Source organism: Pararhizobium sp. PWRC1-1 (genome assembly GCF_049897905.1).
Lineage (GTDB): Bacteria > Pseudomonadota > Alphaproteobacteria > Rhizobiales > Rhizobiaceae > Pararhizobium.
In genome coordinates this window covers 181,910-197,763 of the sequence record NZ_JAFCXE010000004.1, presented here as the reverse complement: position 1 = coordinate 197,763, position 15,854 = coordinate 181,910, and the positions used below count along the sequence as shown (strand labels likewise).

Sequence of the window (15,854 nt, the reverse complement as noted above, 5' to 3'; positions counted from 1 at the left end):
CACTCAGTCGCAAACACTACGCATTGCTTACTCCCGGCAATATAAGGCGTTTCAGAACGATCCAATTATTTTGGAGATTAGTAATACTTATGGGGGAAGGTCCGCCCATCCACGCTTGAGCACCCTGGGAGACAAGGATGAGGAAACGGATAAGGCTGCATCAAAGTCCGTATGGGCATGTACGTTGAGGAGCTTGAGGGCGCGGTAGTGGTGCCATCACGCATCGTTGGGCCCATCTTGTCTCCTGCTGATATCGACCTCATGATGAACAGCCGCGCGATGAGCGTCGTTATCGATACGCGGAAAGGGCTGGATGTCGATCAAGGTTCACGGGATGGCGTCGAGAGTGACTTTGTCAGCTATGCGTCCGATCTCAATTCAAGGTTCACTGCGGAGAAAATCCGGCTCGCAAGAGAGGCGATCCAGGATGTGCGACCTTGTATGAGAGATGTCCTCGTGGAGGCTCGCGCTCGAGGGAGCTTTCGTCTCGACGCGGCCGATAAGGCCGTAGAGCGGATCATGTTGGAGGCCATGACCAATGCCGGCGCAATGATCGCTGTGGCAAAACTCAGGGAGAAGGACGAGGGAACCTTTCTGCACTCCTTGGCCGTGAGTGCGCTCATGGTCACCTTTGGGCGAACTCTCGGGATGAGTGAGCAGGCGGTGCGGCTACTTGGCATAGGTGGGCTGGTTCACGATCTAGGTAAAACGGTGTTGCCAATCGAATTGTTGCGTATGGCTGGGAAGCTGACGGCCGACGAACTCGAGGTTATTCGGACCCACCCTACTCGAGGATATGAATTGGTGAAACAGATCGATGGTATGCCAGAACCTGTTCTCGACATATGTCTGTATCACCATGAGAAATTCGATGGCACAGGTTACCCTCACCAATTAACGGGACCGGCAATACCCCCGGCTGCACGCATTGCGCCGATCTGCGACGCCTACGACGCCCTGACGTCGGTTCGGCCTTATAAACGCGCCTGGTCGCAGGCCGAAGCCATCAAGACTATGACGCGGTCCCGGGGTCATTTTGATCCCGACCTGCTGAACGCGTTTATTTCGAAGATGGTGATCAACGGGACAATCCATTGAAAGCTCGCTTGGGGGAGCCTAAGACGGTGAATTTAAAGCAGCATTGATGGTTTGAGGTCTAGTACCGGGAGCGCAGCGCCTGAGACCAGCGAGTTGACGGCTTTAATTTCGGCCTAAATATAATGGTGGCAATTGGGCCATTGCCCCCTGGAGAAAACATGAAAATTGACATTCTGATAAATGAAAAACCTTGTGAAGAGGAGGTCTTGAGGATTTATAAAGCCAACGGCTGGTCATCTGCACAGAAACCCCAAAGCTTACTGGCTGCCCTACACAATTCGCACACTCTGATAACGGCGCGTTCCAATAATCTGTTGATCGGACTGGCAAATGCCATTTCCGACGGGCACCTCGTCGTCTACTTCCCCCATTTGTTGGTGCATCCTGACTATCAGAGACGCGGCATCGGTCGTAAATTGATGGTCGCTCTGCTCGAGAAATATGCTGACTTTCATCAGATAATGCTCACTGCGGACGGGAACTCCGTTCGCTTCTACGAGGGCCTTGGGTTTGCCAAAGCGGGCAGCACCGTTCCAATGTGGATCTATGCCGGTACAGACCATTAATCTAGCGCCCCTCCTGTTCGCGACCACGTTCAGTCCGTTGGCTTATAGTGCACTCGGACCCTAGTATCGCGGCGAGGGTCCTCATGAGATTGGCGAGCTGGCGAAGCGTTCTGGGCTGTCGGCCCAAACCATCCGCTACTGTGAGTGGATTGGGCTGCTTCCTTATGCACACAGGGTCAAAGAACCATGACGCAGCACCACCAGAACACTGACGGAAGCCGGCTGGAACCCGATAAACGGGCACTCGCTGACGCCAGGTCAGCCGGAATCGCGCGCGCCCACCAAGGTTGATCTCCCGATCGTGCCGTGTTTTGTATCGACATCCCCGCGAATAGAAAGCCTGACAGGATACGAAGGAGTATTCCCGTTCTTGGACTTTCAGTCACGGGCTCGCTGACGTCATGAGTGGGATGTTACGCTGAGCTTTGGTGATTACGGCATCCCCGTAATTTCGTTGTGCCCGGCAAGGTAGGTGCACGCCATTACCGCACAAAGTGAATGTGCGGCTTCGAATGATATGGCGAGCTTTCAACCCGCGCATCGACTGAGAACACGTCATGCAGCAAGCCCTGTGTGATCACCTTCTCCGGCGCTCCCGATGCTACGATCTTCCCGGTCTGCATCACGATCAGATCGTCGCAGAACATCGCTGCGTGATTGAGGTCATGGAGAGCGATGATGCTTGTGATCGGCAAGGTCGATACCAGCCGCATCAGGTTGATCTGGTGGTGGATGTCGAGATGGTTCGTCGGCTCGTCGAGGATCAGCTCCTGAGGCGATTGCGCCAACGCCCGCGCAAGGTGGGTGCGCTGCCTTTCTCCTCCTGAAAGGCTCTGCCACCGGTCGTTTCGCTTTGCCGTCATTTCGGTCCGCATTGCTCATGTTTCGGCATGCTGCGCTTTGCTGCGTAGTCGTCTTGAACGCTGGCGTTCCCTCGTGCTCCCGACAATCAACGGTCGCTCACCAAGAATCGACCGAGCTCACGCGTCATGTCGGTCCTCCGGCTTTTGTTGCCGCCCCGAAAGCCTGCATCCCATCGCGGCGAGTTGTCTTGCCGCTGCGCAGGTCCTCGTGCTCCACTTTCTCGGAGGCACGAGCGGCTTCCCACGCTGATGCAAATCGACTGAAACCGAGAAAAAGGCTGGTCGTGGCGCATCATATTGCAGGATCTGGCGATGCAGCACTTTGGTTGACGCGGTCGGCTGTGTTTCCGTGGACAGACTCCAGCCATTCCGCGGAAGCCTGGTTTCTCGAAACCCAGGAAGCAGAAGAGGGACCGGATTGCCGTCAGCGGAAGGTTATAGGTCGCAGGGCTGGCGTGGCGCTCGGAGTCCAGATCATCAAGGAATGCAACAACAGGCTCCCCATCGAAAGCCTCCAGTCGAAGATCAGACGGAAATTTGCCGATCCGAGGATGTGCGAACTTCACGAAAAGCGTGAACTGTGAAGCGCTGTCTGAGGGAACTAAAGCAGCTCGTCGGCATTTTTCACCTTTGGCAGGAGAGATTGCAGATGGCACCACGCGCGAACTGGAAAGGGTTTCTGAAGATTGGTGAGCTCACGTGCGCTGTCGCCCTCTACACCGCAGCTTCGACATCAGAGCGAATTGCCTTCCACACCCTCAGTCGCAAGACCGGAAATCGCGTCCGACGAGAGTTCGTTGACAGCGAGACCGGAAAGGTCGTGGAGCGGGATGACCAGGTGAAGGGTTATGAAGACGCCAACGGGCACTACATCGTCTTCGAGCCGGATGAAGTTGCCGCAGCGGTTCCGGACGCCGACAAAATGCTGGACGCGGACATGTTTATCAGTTGCGATGACATCGATGATGTCTATTTCGACAAGCCTTACTACCTTACCCCGGCCGACAAGCAGAGCCTCGAAGTCTTCACCCTGATCCGTGACGGCCTTGAAAAGAAGAAGGTAGCAGCAATTGCTGAGACCGTGCTGTTTCGCCGTGTCCGCAAGCTTTTGATCAGACCGCATGGAAAAGGGCTGGTGGCATCAACTCTCAATTTCGAATACGAGGTCCGCTCGGCCGAGGATGCTTTCAGCGAAACGCCGAAACTAAAAATCGAAAAGGAACTGCTCGATTTGGCCGATCACATTATCGGTGGCAAGATGGGCGAATTCGATCCCAGCAAGTTTGACGACCGTTATGAAGAAGCGCTGACGGACGTGGTGAAGGCCAAGCTAGAGGGACGGGAGATCAAGCCTCGCCCGGCTCCGGAACCCACGAAGGTCGTGGATCTGATGGATGCCTTGCGGCAGAGTGCGGGCCTCAACACTGCAGCGAAAAAGACGAGCAAGAAATCGGCGAAGACTGTTGACAGTCAACCGAAGAAAAAGGCTCCGACCCGGAAGGCGGGCTAACGACATAGGAAGTCATTTTTTCTTGGAGGCCTCCAGGCTCTTTTTGAGCGCGTCCATGATGTTTATGACGTTACTCGGACCCTTGCTCTCGGCCTTCGGGGCGGCCTTCTTCGATTTCCCCTTTTTCTTGGCAGCGATCATGCCCAGGATCCGGTCCTGGACCGGGTCATCAACGATTGAAGGGTCCCAAGGCGTCGAGCGCGCCTCGATGAACTTTTCCATAAGCTGCATGTAGTCGGATTCAGATTTCTTGAGCCCGATCGCTTTGAAGTATTCGTTCGGATCACGCACTTCGTCACCATATCGCAGGGTCCATAGAACGATGCCATTGTCGCGTGGCTCGAGCATGACAGCCCGTTCGCGCCGATACATGACAAGGCGAGCAATTCCGACCACACTCTTTGTTGCCATTGCCTCGCGAATGACGGCGAACGCTTCCTCTCCGACCTTGTCACTCGGTGTCAGATAGTGTGGCGTGTCGTACCATATCCATTCGATCGAATCCTTCGGGACGAAGGTCTCGATATCTATCGTACGGGTGCTTTCGAGGGCGACGGCGTCAATCTCATCGTCTTCAAGCATCACGTATTCGTCTTCGCCGCGCTGGTAACCCTTGACCTCGTCGTCTTCATCAACCTCGCGTCCGGTTACGGAATCAACATAGCGGCTGACGACGCGGTTTTCTGTGGCACGGTTCAGGGTGTGGAACCGTACTTTTTCACTTTCGGTTGTCGCTGGGACCATGGAGACCGCACAATTGACCAAAGATAGCTTGAGATAGCCTTTCCAGAACGATCGAGGTGCCATGCCAAATACTCCGTGGGAATTCTTCGTGAACGGTATGACGACGGGTTTGTTCCTCATCTGTGGCGCCTTTGGCTGAAGGCAAGCGGAAATTATGCAAGCGAAGGGTTTTTGACGCATCTTTTGCTGACGCCGCGCGTTATGGCCATCATCATCGCAGGTCTTCCGAGGTTCCGATGTCAGACGACAAGCTTTCCAAATACAAGGCGAAACGTGATTTTAAGCTGACGAAGGAGCCGAGCGGAGCAGTCAAGTCAAACGCCTCCGGCCGTCTGCGCTTTGTCATCCAAAAGCATGACGCCACGCGTTTGCATTATGACCTCCGACTTGAACTGGACGGCGTCTTCAAATCCTGGGCGGTAACGCGCGGACCGTCGCTCGATCCCCAGGATAAACGTCTTGCCGTCGAGGTTGAAGACCATCCCCTCGATTATGGCGACTTCGAGGGAACGATCCCTAAAGGACAATACGGCGGCGGAACCGTGATGCTCTGGGATCGCGGCTACTGGGAGCTCGAGGGAAAGAAGACCCCACAGCAGGCGTTGGAAGACGGCGACTTCAAATTCACGCTGGAGGGAAAGCGCCTCCACGGCAGCTTCGTCCTTGTCCGGATGAAACATGATCGCAATGGCGGCAAGCGCACCAATTGGCTGCTTATCAAGCATCACGACGAGCATTCGGTGGAAAGCAAGGGCGAAGCTATCCTTGACGATGCCACCTCCGTCGCCTCCGGGCGCACCATGGATGTCATCACCAGTGGCAAAGGCCGCCAGCCCAAGCCGTTCATGGTAACGGGTGACGCCGCCCCAGCCGATGCGGTTTGGGACAGCAGCCATGGGCTCGCCGCTGACGAACGGAAAGGCCGAGTGTCGAAACCGAGTCGGACGACATCACCAAAAAAGCCGGCCTCGACAATGCCTGAGTTCATCCAACCGCAACTCTGCGAGAGCGTGGCTCGCCCGCCCTCGGCCGATGGTTGGATTCACGAGATCAAGTTCGACGGTTACGCATCCAAGCGCGGATGGTCGACGGCGAGGTAACTCTGAAGACCCGTAAGGGACTGGATTGGACGGTAAAATATCCAGCGATCGCGAAATCTCTTGCAGCACTGCCCGACACGATCATTGATGGTGAAATTTGCGCACTCGACGAGCATGGCGCGCCGGACTTTGCCGCACTCCAGGCGGCAATGTCCGAGGGAAAGACAGACGATCTCGTCTATTTCGCCTTTGATCTGCTTTTCGAAGGAAACAAGGACTGGCGCGACAAGCCGCTAATCGATCGGAAACAACGCCTGCAGGAGGTCATGAAGGAAAGCGGCGACGATCCTCGTTTGCGATTTGTCGATCATTTCGAGACGGGCGGCGATGCGGTTCTCAAGTCGGCTTGCAAACTGTCTCTTGAAGGCATTCTTTCCAAGCGGGTCGATGCCCCGTACCGATCTGGCCGGACGAAAACCTGGGCCAAATCCAAGTGCCGCGCGGGCCACGAGGTCGTTATCGGCGGTTGGGCCAAAACCAACGGAAGGTTCCGTTCTTTGCTCGTCGGCGTCAACCGAGGTGACAGCTTCGTATATGTCGGCCGGGTGGGAACGGGGTATGGAGAGGCCAAGGTCGCGACGCTGGTGGCGAAGTTGAATGAGATCGAGGCGAAATCCTCGCCGTTTACCGGGCTCGGAGCCCCGAAGCGGGAACCCGACGTCGTTTGGGTTAGACCGGAGCTCGTCGCCGAGATCGAGTTCGAGGGATGGACCGCAGACGGAATGGTCCGGCAGGCTGCTTTCAAGGGGCTGCGGCAAGACAAACCTGCATCGGAAGTGGAGGCTGAGCAGCCGGCGAACCCGGAAACGACCGATATTCCTGAGCCGCAGAAGGATGCCAAATCGCCCGGCCGCCGCGGCTCGGGTGCTAGGGCGAGCGTAATGGGAGTGATGATTTCAAATCCTGCCAAGCCGCTCTGGCCGGATGCCAACGATGGGAAGCCCGTCACCAAACAGGACCTCGCCGAATATTTTGAAGCGGTTGGCCCCTGGTTGATAGATCACATCAAAGGCCGACCGTGCTCGATCATCCGCGCCCCCGACGGCATCGATGGCGAGCAGTTCTTCCAACGACACGCGATGATGGGGACGTCCAACCTTCTCGAACTCATCACGGTGTTTGGCGACAAAAAGCCTTATCTCCAGATTGATCGCGTCGAAGGATTAGCGGCAGTGGCTCAGGTGGCCGCGCTTGAGCTCCATCCCTGGAACTGTGAGCCAAAAAAGCCGGAAGTCCCAGGCCGCCTCGTATTCGACCTTGATCCCGGCCCTGACGTTCCATTTTCCACTGTGGTGGAAGCAGCCAAGCAAATGCGCGATCGTTTGGATGCCCTGGGGCTCGTAAGTTTCTGCAAGACGACAGGCGGGAAGGGGCTTCACGTCGTGACGCCCCTTGAGGTTGGAAAACGCAGCAAGCTGACCTGGCCGGAAGCCAAGGCGTTTGCCCACGACGTCTGCCTCCAGATGGCGCGCGACGAGCCGGACAACTACCTTGTGAAAATGGCGAAGAAACTTCGCAGCGGCAGAATATTCCTCGACTACCTTCGTAACGACCGCATGGCGACCGCCGTAGCGCCCTTGTCGCCACGAGCACGGCCTGGCGCAACTGTGTCCATGCCTTTGACATGGTCCCAGGTAAAATCCGATCTTGACCCAAAGCGGTTCACGGTGCGCACCGTGCCCGCGCTACTGAAGAACACGAGGGCATGGGAGGACTACTGCGAAGGCGAACGGCCGTTGGAGAAAGCGATCAAGCTTCTGGCGAAGTCAAACCGGGTGGCCGCATAATGTCGAAAGCGAGTGCACAAACGACGTCTTCCGTAATATTCGGACTTCCTATCGATATCGAACCAATGGAAGCTCGGTCGGCCGCGGCCCTTCCCTTTGATGGAGGATGGCAATACGAGCCCAAATGGGACGGGTTCAGATGTCTTGCGTTCAAGGAAGGTCCCAACGTCGATCTGCGCGCCAAATCGGGGAAGCCTCTCGCCAGGTACTTTCCGGAGGTCGTTGCATTCTTGGCGGGGCTCTCAGTTGAGCGATTTGTCGTCGATGGCGAGCTGGTGGTCGAAGAGGCAGGAAAACTGTCCTTCGATGCATTGCAGATGCGCCTTCATCCCGCCGAAACCCGCATTCAAAAGCTGTCAACCGAAACGCCAGCAAAGCTTGTGCTGTTCGATATGCTGATGACGCCGAAAGGAGACGACGTTAGGAACGACGCACTCTCCCGGCGGCGTTCGGGACTGGTAGCATTTGTCGGACCCGACATTGACCAAAGACGTCTAGCGTTATCCCCTTGTACGGATGATATCGAGCAAGCAAAACTCTGGCTGTCAGACGCCGGGAGCGGATCGACTGATGGTGTGGTTTGTAAGAGGATCGATGGGCCATATATTCCTGGCGAACGCGCGATGATGAAAGTGAAGCGATTGCGAACTGCCGACTGCGTCGTTGGAGGTTTCCGTTATGAAGCCGACAGCAAAAATGTCGGGTCGCTCCTTCTTGGATTGTACAACAGTGCCGGAAAGCTCGATCACGTCGGTTTCACCTCCGCGATCAGCAACGACGAGCGGGGCGACTTAACAAGGAAGCTGGAGCGATTGCGCAAGCCTCCGGGCTTCAATGGCAAGGCTCCTGGAGGACCCAGTCGCTGGAGCACCGAGCGCAGCGCCGAATGGGTGCCCCTGAAGCCAGAGCTTGTCGTGGAAGTGAGGTTTGATCACGTCACTGGCCATCGCTTCCGCCACGGCACTAAGCTGATGCGATGGAGGCCCGACAAAAAACCGTTGCAATGCACGTTCGAGCAGATCGAGGCTTCCCAGCCCGACGACCTCACAATCTGACGATAAGGCGGAGGATGCTCACCGGAAACTGCCCGTCGCGACCGGATACCTTGAGGCTGATATTTCAAAACGAGCCTGAAACGCGTCTCGCGCGCCGAGGTGCTTCCGCACCCGCTATAAGTCGAATTCTCGGTCAAGGCTCCCTTGCACTCCAGACTTTCAGCGCGAGGCGCTAGCGAACGGCTGGCGCAACGAGCGCGCCGGAACCAATGCTGCACCCAATAGTTCATACCTTTCATCGCTAACAGGGGCATTTGTTAAAAATGGTGACGAGGGTCGGATTGGTCACAGGAGCGGGTTCCGGAATTGGGCGGGCATCCGCTCTTGCGCTTGCTGCAGACGGATATGCAGTTGGAGCCTTGGGCCATGGCAGAGCTGAACTGGCCGACGTCGTCCGGTTGATCGAGGATGAAGGACACGACGCGTTGCTGCTGAACGCCGACATCTCCGATCAGGTGCAAATGCGCGCGGCCGTTACCACCCTCATCGAGCGTTATGGCCGTCTGGACGTTGTCGTTGCCAACGCCGGCATCAACGGTGTTTGGGCGCCGATCGACAACCTCACTCTTGAGGAGTGGAATAAAACGATCCTGGTCAATCTCACCGGAACCTTCCTGACAATTAAAACAACGGTCCCGCATTTGAAGGCGTCCGGTGGCGGCTCCATTATCGTGGTGTCGTCGATCAATGGGACCCGAACGTTCACAACCCCTGGAGCGACTGCATACACGGCCACTAAGGCCGGGCAGGTGGCCATGGTTCAGCAGCTCGCACTGGAACTTGCGCGCTACCATATCCGCATCAATGCAGTTTGCCCCGGCGAGATCGATACTCACATTGAGGCCAGCACGTCTCTTCGCTTTGAAGAGGAAACGGCAATACCCGTGATCTGGCCGGAAGGGCAAGTTCCGATTACAGGAGGCAGGCCCGGCCGCAGTGAGGACGTCGCCGACGTTATCGCGTTTCTAGCGTCAGACAAAGCTCGGCACATTACCGGGTCTCCGATCTGGATCGACGGCGGACAGGGGTTGCTGCGATGAGTGCCGATGTCACAACGTTTGGGCATCTATGCATAGCCACCGTGCAGGTTGGCTGCAGATGACCCGTTGGGCATCATCTACTGTGCGGGTGTACGCACCAAAACCGGAGCGGTAGCTTGGTAGACCCCTCTCCCGAAGCCGTAGCCGAGCGACGTGCACGACGGGCCGAGCGTCGGCAAAAGCAACGTGATGCAAACATCGGCCGTGCCGACAAGATGAATCTTGTCAGGCTCGCCGCTCGTCATGGCGAAGTGGGTTCAGACGGCCTGCGGGCGTTATCAGGCCGGACACATATAGGCTGTTCAGGCTGGTACTATTGGCACTGGAAGGGGCATTTCTATCCAGCCGATACGCCCTCAAACCAAATGTTCGACATCTACCAATCTACCTTCAAGACCGTAGAGCTCAATGCGCCGTTTTACTCCTGGCCGACCATCGCTGCCGTCAAGACTTGGGTGCGGCAAGCGGCGCCAGACTTTGTCTATACCGTCAAGGTTTGTGAACTCATTACCCACGTAAAGCGTTTCGAAGACACTGAAACCCTGGTGGAGGACTTCGGTTATATCGCCGATCTGCTCGGTCAACAAATGGGATGCTTCCTTTTTCAACTGCCGCCCAGCGTTCGGTATAGTGCCGAGATGTTGCATCGAATCCTGTCGCAACTGGACCCCTCACATCGAAACGTTGTCGAGTTTCGTCACAGGAGTTGGTGGAGTGAGGAGGTCTTCAATGCATTCAGAGCTGCCGGAGCAATCTTTTGTTCCTGCAGCGGCCCGCGATTGCCGGATGAACTGGTCCGGACCGCGGATGATATCTACGTGCGTTTTCACGGAACAACGCAATGGTATCGCCATGACTATAGCGACGAGGAGCTGCTGGTCTGGGCCGATCGGATCCGCGCGAGCGGTGCTAAGACGACCTGGGTATATTTCAACAACGACCGTGACGGCTATTCTATAAAAAATGCAAAGCGACTGGCACACCTGTTGGAGGGTTGACGCTTCGACCAGATGTCGTCGGACGGACCAGCAAGCCACGGCCTAAAGTTCGCAGTCCGACCCTCAATCATTCGTGGGTTCGCAGACGAACGTCTTCGCCACCAACAACTTTATCCGGGCGATCTGCGATCGCCTATCGCTCACTCGAAGATCGCCGTTGAGCCAGCCAATCCGGTTGATTAAGTTAAGTCGAGCAGGGCGATAGCAAAGCCCAGCGCACACTGGGTCCGTTCGTAAATCAATCGGACCGCCGTCATTCCAGCGAGTTTGACGACCGTGTTGCCGTCTTCCATCGGCCGGTAGCACATGTCTCTAAAAGAAGCTGCCTCAGGTGGAGGGGTACTCGATATTGAGGGTCAAGCCGACCTTCGCCGACACAATACCCGCGGCATTAACGACCTCCACCGTCATTGAAGCGCCAGGCGCAGGCGGGATCCCGTCGAGCGCCATTTCTGCAAGAACCCGTTTGGCTTCTTCAATAGCTTCAAACAGATCTGGGAATTCATACACTTCGTCCGGGGCGACATCCCCCACACGATCGGAAAAGCGGAATTGAAAACCCGACATTGAACCCTCCTTACTCGACCTGAGAACCAAGCCCTCATGTGATGGTCCCGTCCTCATTGAGAAAATCATCGCGCCGACGCATCTTTTTGGAATCTCATGCGTTTTATGGCGACACGCACAAAGGATCGAAACCATGGCCAGACGTGGATCTATCAACCCCGGGGCCCATAAACGCGGGTTCGCCGCACGAAGATGCTTCAAGGAATTGGTTGTTGTCGGCAAGTCCCTAGCAACAGATCGCCGGACGACGTCCACAACGGCGAAACCCGGCCGGCCATCAAGGCGATGGTCACCCATCGAAAGAGGAGTTCTGCCATGTTGTTGAGAAGAGCGCACATCCCGCAGGAGGAGGTCTTCCTCGTCGGTATCGAAGATGTTGTCGTCATTGACGACAGTGTCGCCACAGCTGCAGACCGAGCACGCCTTCAGCACGAACTGCTGCAAAAGGAACTCGATCTCCTGCGCGCAAGGCTGGAAATTGTCCGATCGCAAGTTGGCGTTGTGGCGAAATCAGGCGTGACTTGGGTCAATGCGAGCGCACGGTCGCAACTCGGCTCCTATCCGTGGGCGAAATTTGCCGCGCTTGCCGCAAGCTCGTTCCTCGTGACAACGGCCGTGCGGAAGCTTTCGTTCGGGTCTATTACCGCAGCAGCCATTCCTCTAGTGACTGCGGCTATGAAGAAGAGCATGCGTTGAGGTGCTTACACCTGACGGGCGGAGAGAGGTATTTGGCGATCAGCCGCGACGGTTTGCCCCTGGACTACAGGACCGAGATCATCAATCGCCTACGCCATGTTTCCTGTCGAGGCCGGTGCCTATCGTGTGACCTAGGGCCGGCGCGAAATCAGCGACGCAAGTGACGTCCGGTGACCTAGAAGTGAAACGACAATCGGGTAAACAGCCCGTGCTGCGTGGCATCGTAGCGGAAACCGTCGTCGCTGTAGTCGGTATAGAGCGCCCGGTAGCCGAAGGACGATGAGATCGTGTTGGTCCACTTGTAGCCAACCGTTACCGCTCCCTGTGCGGTGAAGTCCGAGGCGACGCCGAAGCCACCGACGTCGGCCATCACATCGAGGAACCATCGGTCATTGATGTCGTAGTGCAACGCCATGCCGACGATCGGGTCGACCCAGCTCTGCGACCCGCTTCGACTGGTTCCCGGAAAGAAAACCGGGTCGATGGAGAGGTCGACGCTGTAGTGCTGATAGCGCAGGCCGCCTGTGGCGTAGAGTTGCAGGTTCTGCACGTTAACCGGAAGTTCGTAGCCGACGAGTGCGGTGAATAGTATTTGCTCCTGTTCGAAGTCCACGTTTCCGCCGAATGGGCCGACATCGGCGTCAGCCGAGATTTTCGCCCACATGAAATCGGAGTAGAGCAGCCAACTGTCCCCCGTCGCCTGGAAAGACCCCGCGAATACGCCTTCGAGGTGTTGGAGCGCGTCGAGTGCCGATACGTTCACATCCGCCGCGGGAAGACCGCGCAAGCCGATACTGCCGTCCAGCGCGGTGAACCAACCGTCGAGCGACACCTGGTAGTTCCAGCCGCTGTCAATCGGAGGAGGGCCGTAGGTATCGGACGGGTCGGCAGCGGCGGCGGGTCCTGCCGCGAGCGTCATTGCAATTCCAAGGATTCTAAAACTTTGGACGGTCATGCAAAATCGCTCCGTGCTCCTAACGCCTCGATTCAGACGTCCTAATACTGCCATGATAGCACCCCCCTGAGAAAATGCATGTGTGTTCGGGTATCAGCTAGTTTGAAGGGTTGGCGGCATCGTGGCGGTCCACAAGCGCCATGCACCTCACCCGCGAATTCAAACTGCGGTGGCAAAAGGATGTCGAGTTCTTAATTGAACAGCATATCCACGTGATCTCCGTCTTTGCGATGTCGATGAGGCATCGCGATACGTCCAATGGTAGTATTGGATGTCGATCGCTGCAATTCGATTCGAATGCGACCAGAGAGTCTTGCCGCGTCAATTTCCAAGAGGCATGGGAGGCAAGTCTGGGGTAGCCAAGAGTGTGGCTCCATCGTCGCGCGGCTTCCGCATGCATAATGATTTCAGATGCTTAGGGGTCCCTGAAAAAGGTATGGAATAAATAGGCGAAGTTCGAAAAGGGAAGACGACAAAATTGAAACAGGGAGTAAGTCCTTGAATACATTGAAACGGCCTGAAAAGGTACGTGACAGAGATCATGACTATCTGTCGGATGAAAGACCGGAACAAGATGGGGTGGCCGCCCTCTCCAGACGGCATCGCAGCCTGCCAGAGTTGTGATCTTTAGAGACCGCGCAGCGGAGCGGACGGTATGAAGTATACAATGATCGGGGTTGATCTGGCACAACTCAACGGCGTGCATCGATGACGGGCGAGGTGCTGTTTCGCAAGAAGCTGTCGCGCGGCGAGTTTCTAAAGTTCATCGGACGTCATCCCGCCGCTCTTGTCGCCGCACAGGCATGTGGCAGCGCCCATCGTTGGGTGCGTGGGTTGATTGCGCCGGCCCGCAATACGTGCGTCCCTTTTTGAAACGCCGAACGAACGATGTCGGCGCCTCGATATAGGCAGACAAGCGCCACAAGGCCGAACACGACGTCAAGCCGGGCAAGGGCGACAAGAACGACCGCACGTCTAAATTTAGAATTTTCGATCGCCCGCCATTGCCGCTCTGCCTGCGACTGCGCCTTAGGCGCTTTCCCCCTTCGCGCCCCGTCGAATGGACGGGAGACCCAGGCCAGCAAATGCGGTTGTACGGCGACATGTCAGACGTTGTCGGTCCGAGTCCAGGCCCGGTCGTTTCGCGCAACGTGCCCGATGGAGGATGAGGTGGTTGACCTATGATCGGGCGATCCAGATACTGCCGTTTTGCCTTTAAGCTTCATGAGAGAGCCTGCCATGACGGTGGCTGCAAAACAGAACGCGGATGACTTCGTCTCCACGCCTTCGGCGCGAACGCTGTTTGCCGAACTTTTGCTGCTGTGCGCTCGTATCGGATATTCACCGCACCGGTCCGTTTGATCCCGTTTCACGGCAATCAGATATTCAAGGACACGGATCATGACCTTATCCAATCATAAATATTCCCTGCAGCAGTTGCAGGCGCTGGACGCCGCCCATCATCTCCATCCCTTCACCGACCACAAGGAGCTGCGATCCACCGGTTCGCGCATGATCGTGCGGGGTGAGGGACCTTTCATCTACGATAGCGAAGGCTTCGAGATTCTCGATGCAATGGCTGGTCTCTGGTGCGTCAATATCGGCTACGGACGCGACGAGCTTGCAGATGTTGCCGCCCAGCAGATGCGGGAACTGCCATTCTACAATTCGTTCTTCAAATGCACGACACCATCCCCGGTGCAGCTTTCCGCCAAACTTGCCGAACTTGCGCCACCCAATATGAACCAGGTTTTTTACGGTTCCTCCGGCTCCGAGGCGAACGATACAGCACTTCGCCTCGTGCGCCATTACTGGTCGCTTGAGGGCAAGCCTGACAAGAATATCGTCATCTCGCGCGACAATGCCTATCACGGCTCGACGGTCGCAGGCGCATCGCTGGGCGGCATGACACATATGCACAAGCAGATGGGCGGCGTGGTCCCCAATATCGTGCATGTCATGGCGCCCTATGCGTATGGTTTGTCGTTGCCCGGTGAGAGCGAGCATGAATTCGGCCTGCGGGCGGCCCGTGCCATCGAGGACGCCATCCTTGCGGCAGGGGCCGACAAGGTTGCAGCCCTTATCGGCGAGCCGATCATGGGGGCAGGCGGCGTCAAGATACCACCGGCAAGCTATTGGCCGGAGGTTCAGCGTATCTGCAAGAAATATGACGTGTTGCTGATGCTTGACGAGGTAATTACCGGTTATGGCCGCACCGGTGAATGGTTCGCTGCCACCACATTCGGGATCGAGGCCGACACGATCACCACTGCCAAGGCTCTGACATCAGGCTATCAGCCCCTGTCAGCGCTGCTGGTCGGGGATCGGATTGCCAGCACGTTGGTCGAGAAGGGCGGCGAATTCTACCATGGCTACACCTATTCCGGTCATCCGGTGTGCTGCGCCGTTGCGCTGAAAAATCTGGAAATCATTGAGAACGAAGGCCTTGTCGAGCGCGTTCGCGACGACACCGGCCCCTACCTCGCCGACCAATTGGCCAGGCGTCTGAACGGTCATCCGCTTGTCGGTGAAAGGCGATCCGTCGGCATGATGGCAGCCATCGAGATCGTCAGCGATAAAGCAGCGCGCAGCCGCTTTTTGCCTGCCGGCTCCGCCGCCGGCAAGGTCCGCGATCACGCCATTCGCAATGGCCTGATGGCGCGCGCCACCGATGACACCATCATCATGTCGCCGCCGCTGATCTGGACCCGCCACATGATCGACCTTGCATGCGACCGCCTTCTTACTGCCCTTGATCTGGCCGAAGCCGATCTCGCATCCCAACGCGCGTGATCCGAAGCGGTCGCTGCCGGATGGGTGGCGACCGCTATGATCGGTGGGCATCATGATGTCGCATCCTAGCCCTGCGTGCCGG

Annotated in this window: 11 protein-coding genes and 3 pseudogenes; 10 read left to right on the top strand and 4 right to left on the bottom strand. The window is 56.8% G+C overall.

The annotated features are described in order from the left end of the window. Positions 1-171 precede the first annotated feature (171 nt). The 3 genes and pseudogenes from ACP7E0_RS08830 to ACP7E0_RS08820 all read left to right on the top strand — a co-directional run. Positions 172-1,098, top strand: coding sequence for an HD-GYP domain-containing protein (locus tag ACP7E0_RS08830; protein WP_426124335.1), 927 nt, complete (start codon positions 172-174; stop codon positions 1,096-1,098). A gap of 158 nt (positions 1,099-1,256) precedes the next feature. Further along, positions 1,257-1,664: a GNAT family N-acetyltransferase gene (locus tag ACP7E0_RS08825; protein ID WP_426124333.1), complete on the top strand. Its 408-nt coding sequence runs from the start codon at positions 1,257-1,259 to the stop codon at positions 1,662-1,664. Positions 1,665-1,752: 88 nt separating this feature from the next. Next, positions 1,753-1,839 (top strand): annotated as a pseudogene (locus tag ACP7E0_RS08820) (MerR family DNA-binding transcriptional regulator); the annotation flags it as partial. A gap of 307 nt (positions 1,840-2,146) precedes the next feature. Here ACP7E0_RS08820 and ACP7E0_RS08815 read toward each other — a convergent pair. Continuing rightward, a pseudogene (locus ACP7E0_RS08815) lies at positions 2,147-2,536 on the bottom strand (ABC transporter ATP-binding protein); the annotation flags it as partial. A 640-nt stretch (positions 2,537-3,176) separates the two neighbouring features. Between ACP7E0_RS08815 and ACP7E0_RS08810 the strand changes: the two are divergent. Further along, positions 3,177-4,037, top strand: a complete 861-nt coding sequence (locus tag ACP7E0_RS08810; protein ID WP_426124331.1) for a Ku protein — start codon at positions 3,177-3,179, stop codon at positions 4,035-4,037. A 12-nt stretch (positions 4,038-4,049) separates the two neighbouring features. On the opposite strand, the gene ACP7E0_RS08805 is transcribed toward ACP7E0_RS08810, so the two are convergent. After that, complete coding sequence (locus ACP7E0_RS08805; RefSeq protein ID WP_426124329.1) at positions 4,050-4,844, bottom strand: Ku protein; 795 nt, start codon at positions 4,842-4,844, stop codon at positions 4,050-4,052. 173 nt (positions 4,845-5,017) lie between these two features. Here ACP7E0_RS08805 and ligD point away from each other — a divergent pair. The 4 genes and pseudogenes from ligD to ACP7E0_RS08785 all read left to right on the top strand — a co-directional run bounded on the left by ligD (position 5,018) and on the right by ACP7E0_RS08785 (position 10,761). Then, positions 5,018-7,668: pseudogene (gene ligD, locus ACP7E0_RS08800) on the top strand (DNA ligase D). Beyond that, positions 7,668-8,723, top strand: coding sequence for an ATP-dependent DNA ligase (locus ACP7E0_RS08795; protein ID WP_426124328.1), 1,056 nt, complete (start codon positions 7,668-7,670; stop codon positions 8,721-8,723). Before ligD ends, ACP7E0_RS08795 begins: the two are co-directional and overlap by 1 nt. A 263-nt stretch (positions 8,724-8,986) precedes the next feature. After that, the gene (locus tag ACP7E0_RS08790) at positions 8,987-9,763 is read left to right on the top strand and encodes an SDR family oxidoreductase (protein WP_426124538.1); all 777 of its coding nucleotides are present in this window, start codon (positions 8,987-8,989) and stop codon (positions 9,761-9,763) included. A gap of 116 nt (positions 9,764-9,879) precedes the next feature. Continuing rightward, positions 9,880-10,761, top strand: a complete 882-nt coding sequence (locus ACP7E0_RS08785; RefSeq protein ID WP_426124327.1) for a DUF72 domain-containing protein — start codon at positions 9,880-9,882, stop codon at positions 10,759-10,761. A 327-nt stretch (positions 10,762-11,088) separates the two neighbouring features. Here the strand turns inward: ACP7E0_RS08785 and ACP7E0_RS08780 are convergent, their stop codons facing one another. Continuing rightward, entirely contained in the window at positions 11,089-11,328 is a 240-nt protein-coding gene (locus tag ACP7E0_RS08780; RefSeq protein ID WP_426124326.1) for a DUF6894 family protein, read from the bottom strand. Positions 11,329-11,643: 315 nt separating this feature from the next. On the opposite strand from ACP7E0_RS08780, the gene ACP7E0_RS08775 reads away from it, so the two are divergent. After that, a complete protein-coding gene (locus ACP7E0_RS08775) occupies positions 11,644-12,024 on the top strand; it encodes a hypothetical protein (protein ID WP_426124325.1) in 381 nt (126 codons plus the stop codon). Positions 12,025-12,199: 175 nt separating this feature from the next. Here the strand turns inward: ACP7E0_RS08775 and ACP7E0_RS08770 are convergent, their stop codons facing one another. Next, positions 12,200-12,979, bottom strand: a complete 780-nt coding sequence (locus ACP7E0_RS08770; RefSeq protein WP_426124323.1) for an outer membrane protein — start codon at positions 12,977-12,979, stop codon at positions 12,200-12,202. Positions 12,980-14,380: 1,401 nt separating this feature from the next. Here ACP7E0_RS08770 and ACP7E0_RS08765 point away from each other — a divergent pair. Next, positions 14,381-15,772 carry an aspartate aminotransferase family protein gene (locus ACP7E0_RS08765; protein WP_426124321.1) on the top strand — a complete coding sequence of 464 codons (1,392 nt, stop codon included), beginning with the start codon at positions 14,381-14,383 and terminating at the stop codon, positions 15,770-15,772. Positions 15,773-15,854: the final 82 nt, after the last annotated feature.

Coding starts and splice junctions, on each gene's coding strand:
- ACP7E0_RS08775 (WP_426124325.1), top strand. CDS start 11,644: ATGTTGTTGAGAAGAGCGCACATCCCGCAGGAGGAGGTCTTCCTCGTC.
- ACP7E0_RS08765 (WP_426124321.1), top strand. CDS start 14,381: ATGACCTTATCCAATCATAAATATTCCCTGCAGCAGTTGCAGGCGCTG.
- ACP7E0_RS08810 (WP_426124331.1), top strand. CDS start 3,177: ATGGCACCACGCGCGAACTGGAAAGGGTTTCTGAAGATTGGTGAGCTC.
- ACP7E0_RS08830 (WP_426124335.1), top strand. CDS start 172: ATGGGCATGTACGTTGAGGAGCTTGAGGGCGCGGTAGTGGTGCCATCA.
- ACP7E0_RS08780 (WP_426124326.1), bottom strand. CDS start 11,328: ATGTCGGGTTTTCAATTCCGCTTTTCCGATCGTGTGGGGGATGTCGCC.
- ACP7E0_RS08795 (WP_426124328.1), top strand. CDS start 7,668: ATGTCGAAAGCGAGTGCACAAACGACGTCTTCCGTAATATTCGGACTT.
- ACP7E0_RS08825 (WP_426124333.1), top strand. CDS start 1,257: ATGAAAATTGACATTCTGATAAATGAAAAACCTTGTGAAGAGGAGGTC.
- ACP7E0_RS08790 (WP_426124538.1), top strand. CDS start 8,987: ATGGTGACGAGGGTCGGATTGGTCACAGGAGCGGGTTCCGGAATTGGG.
- ACP7E0_RS08770 (WP_426124323.1), bottom strand. CDS start 12,979: ATGACCGTCCAAAGTTTTAGAATCCTTGGAATTGCAATGACGCTCGCG.
- ACP7E0_RS08805 (WP_426124329.1), bottom strand. CDS start 4,844: ATGGCACCTCGATCGTTCTGGAAAGGCTATCTCAAGCTATCTTTGGTC.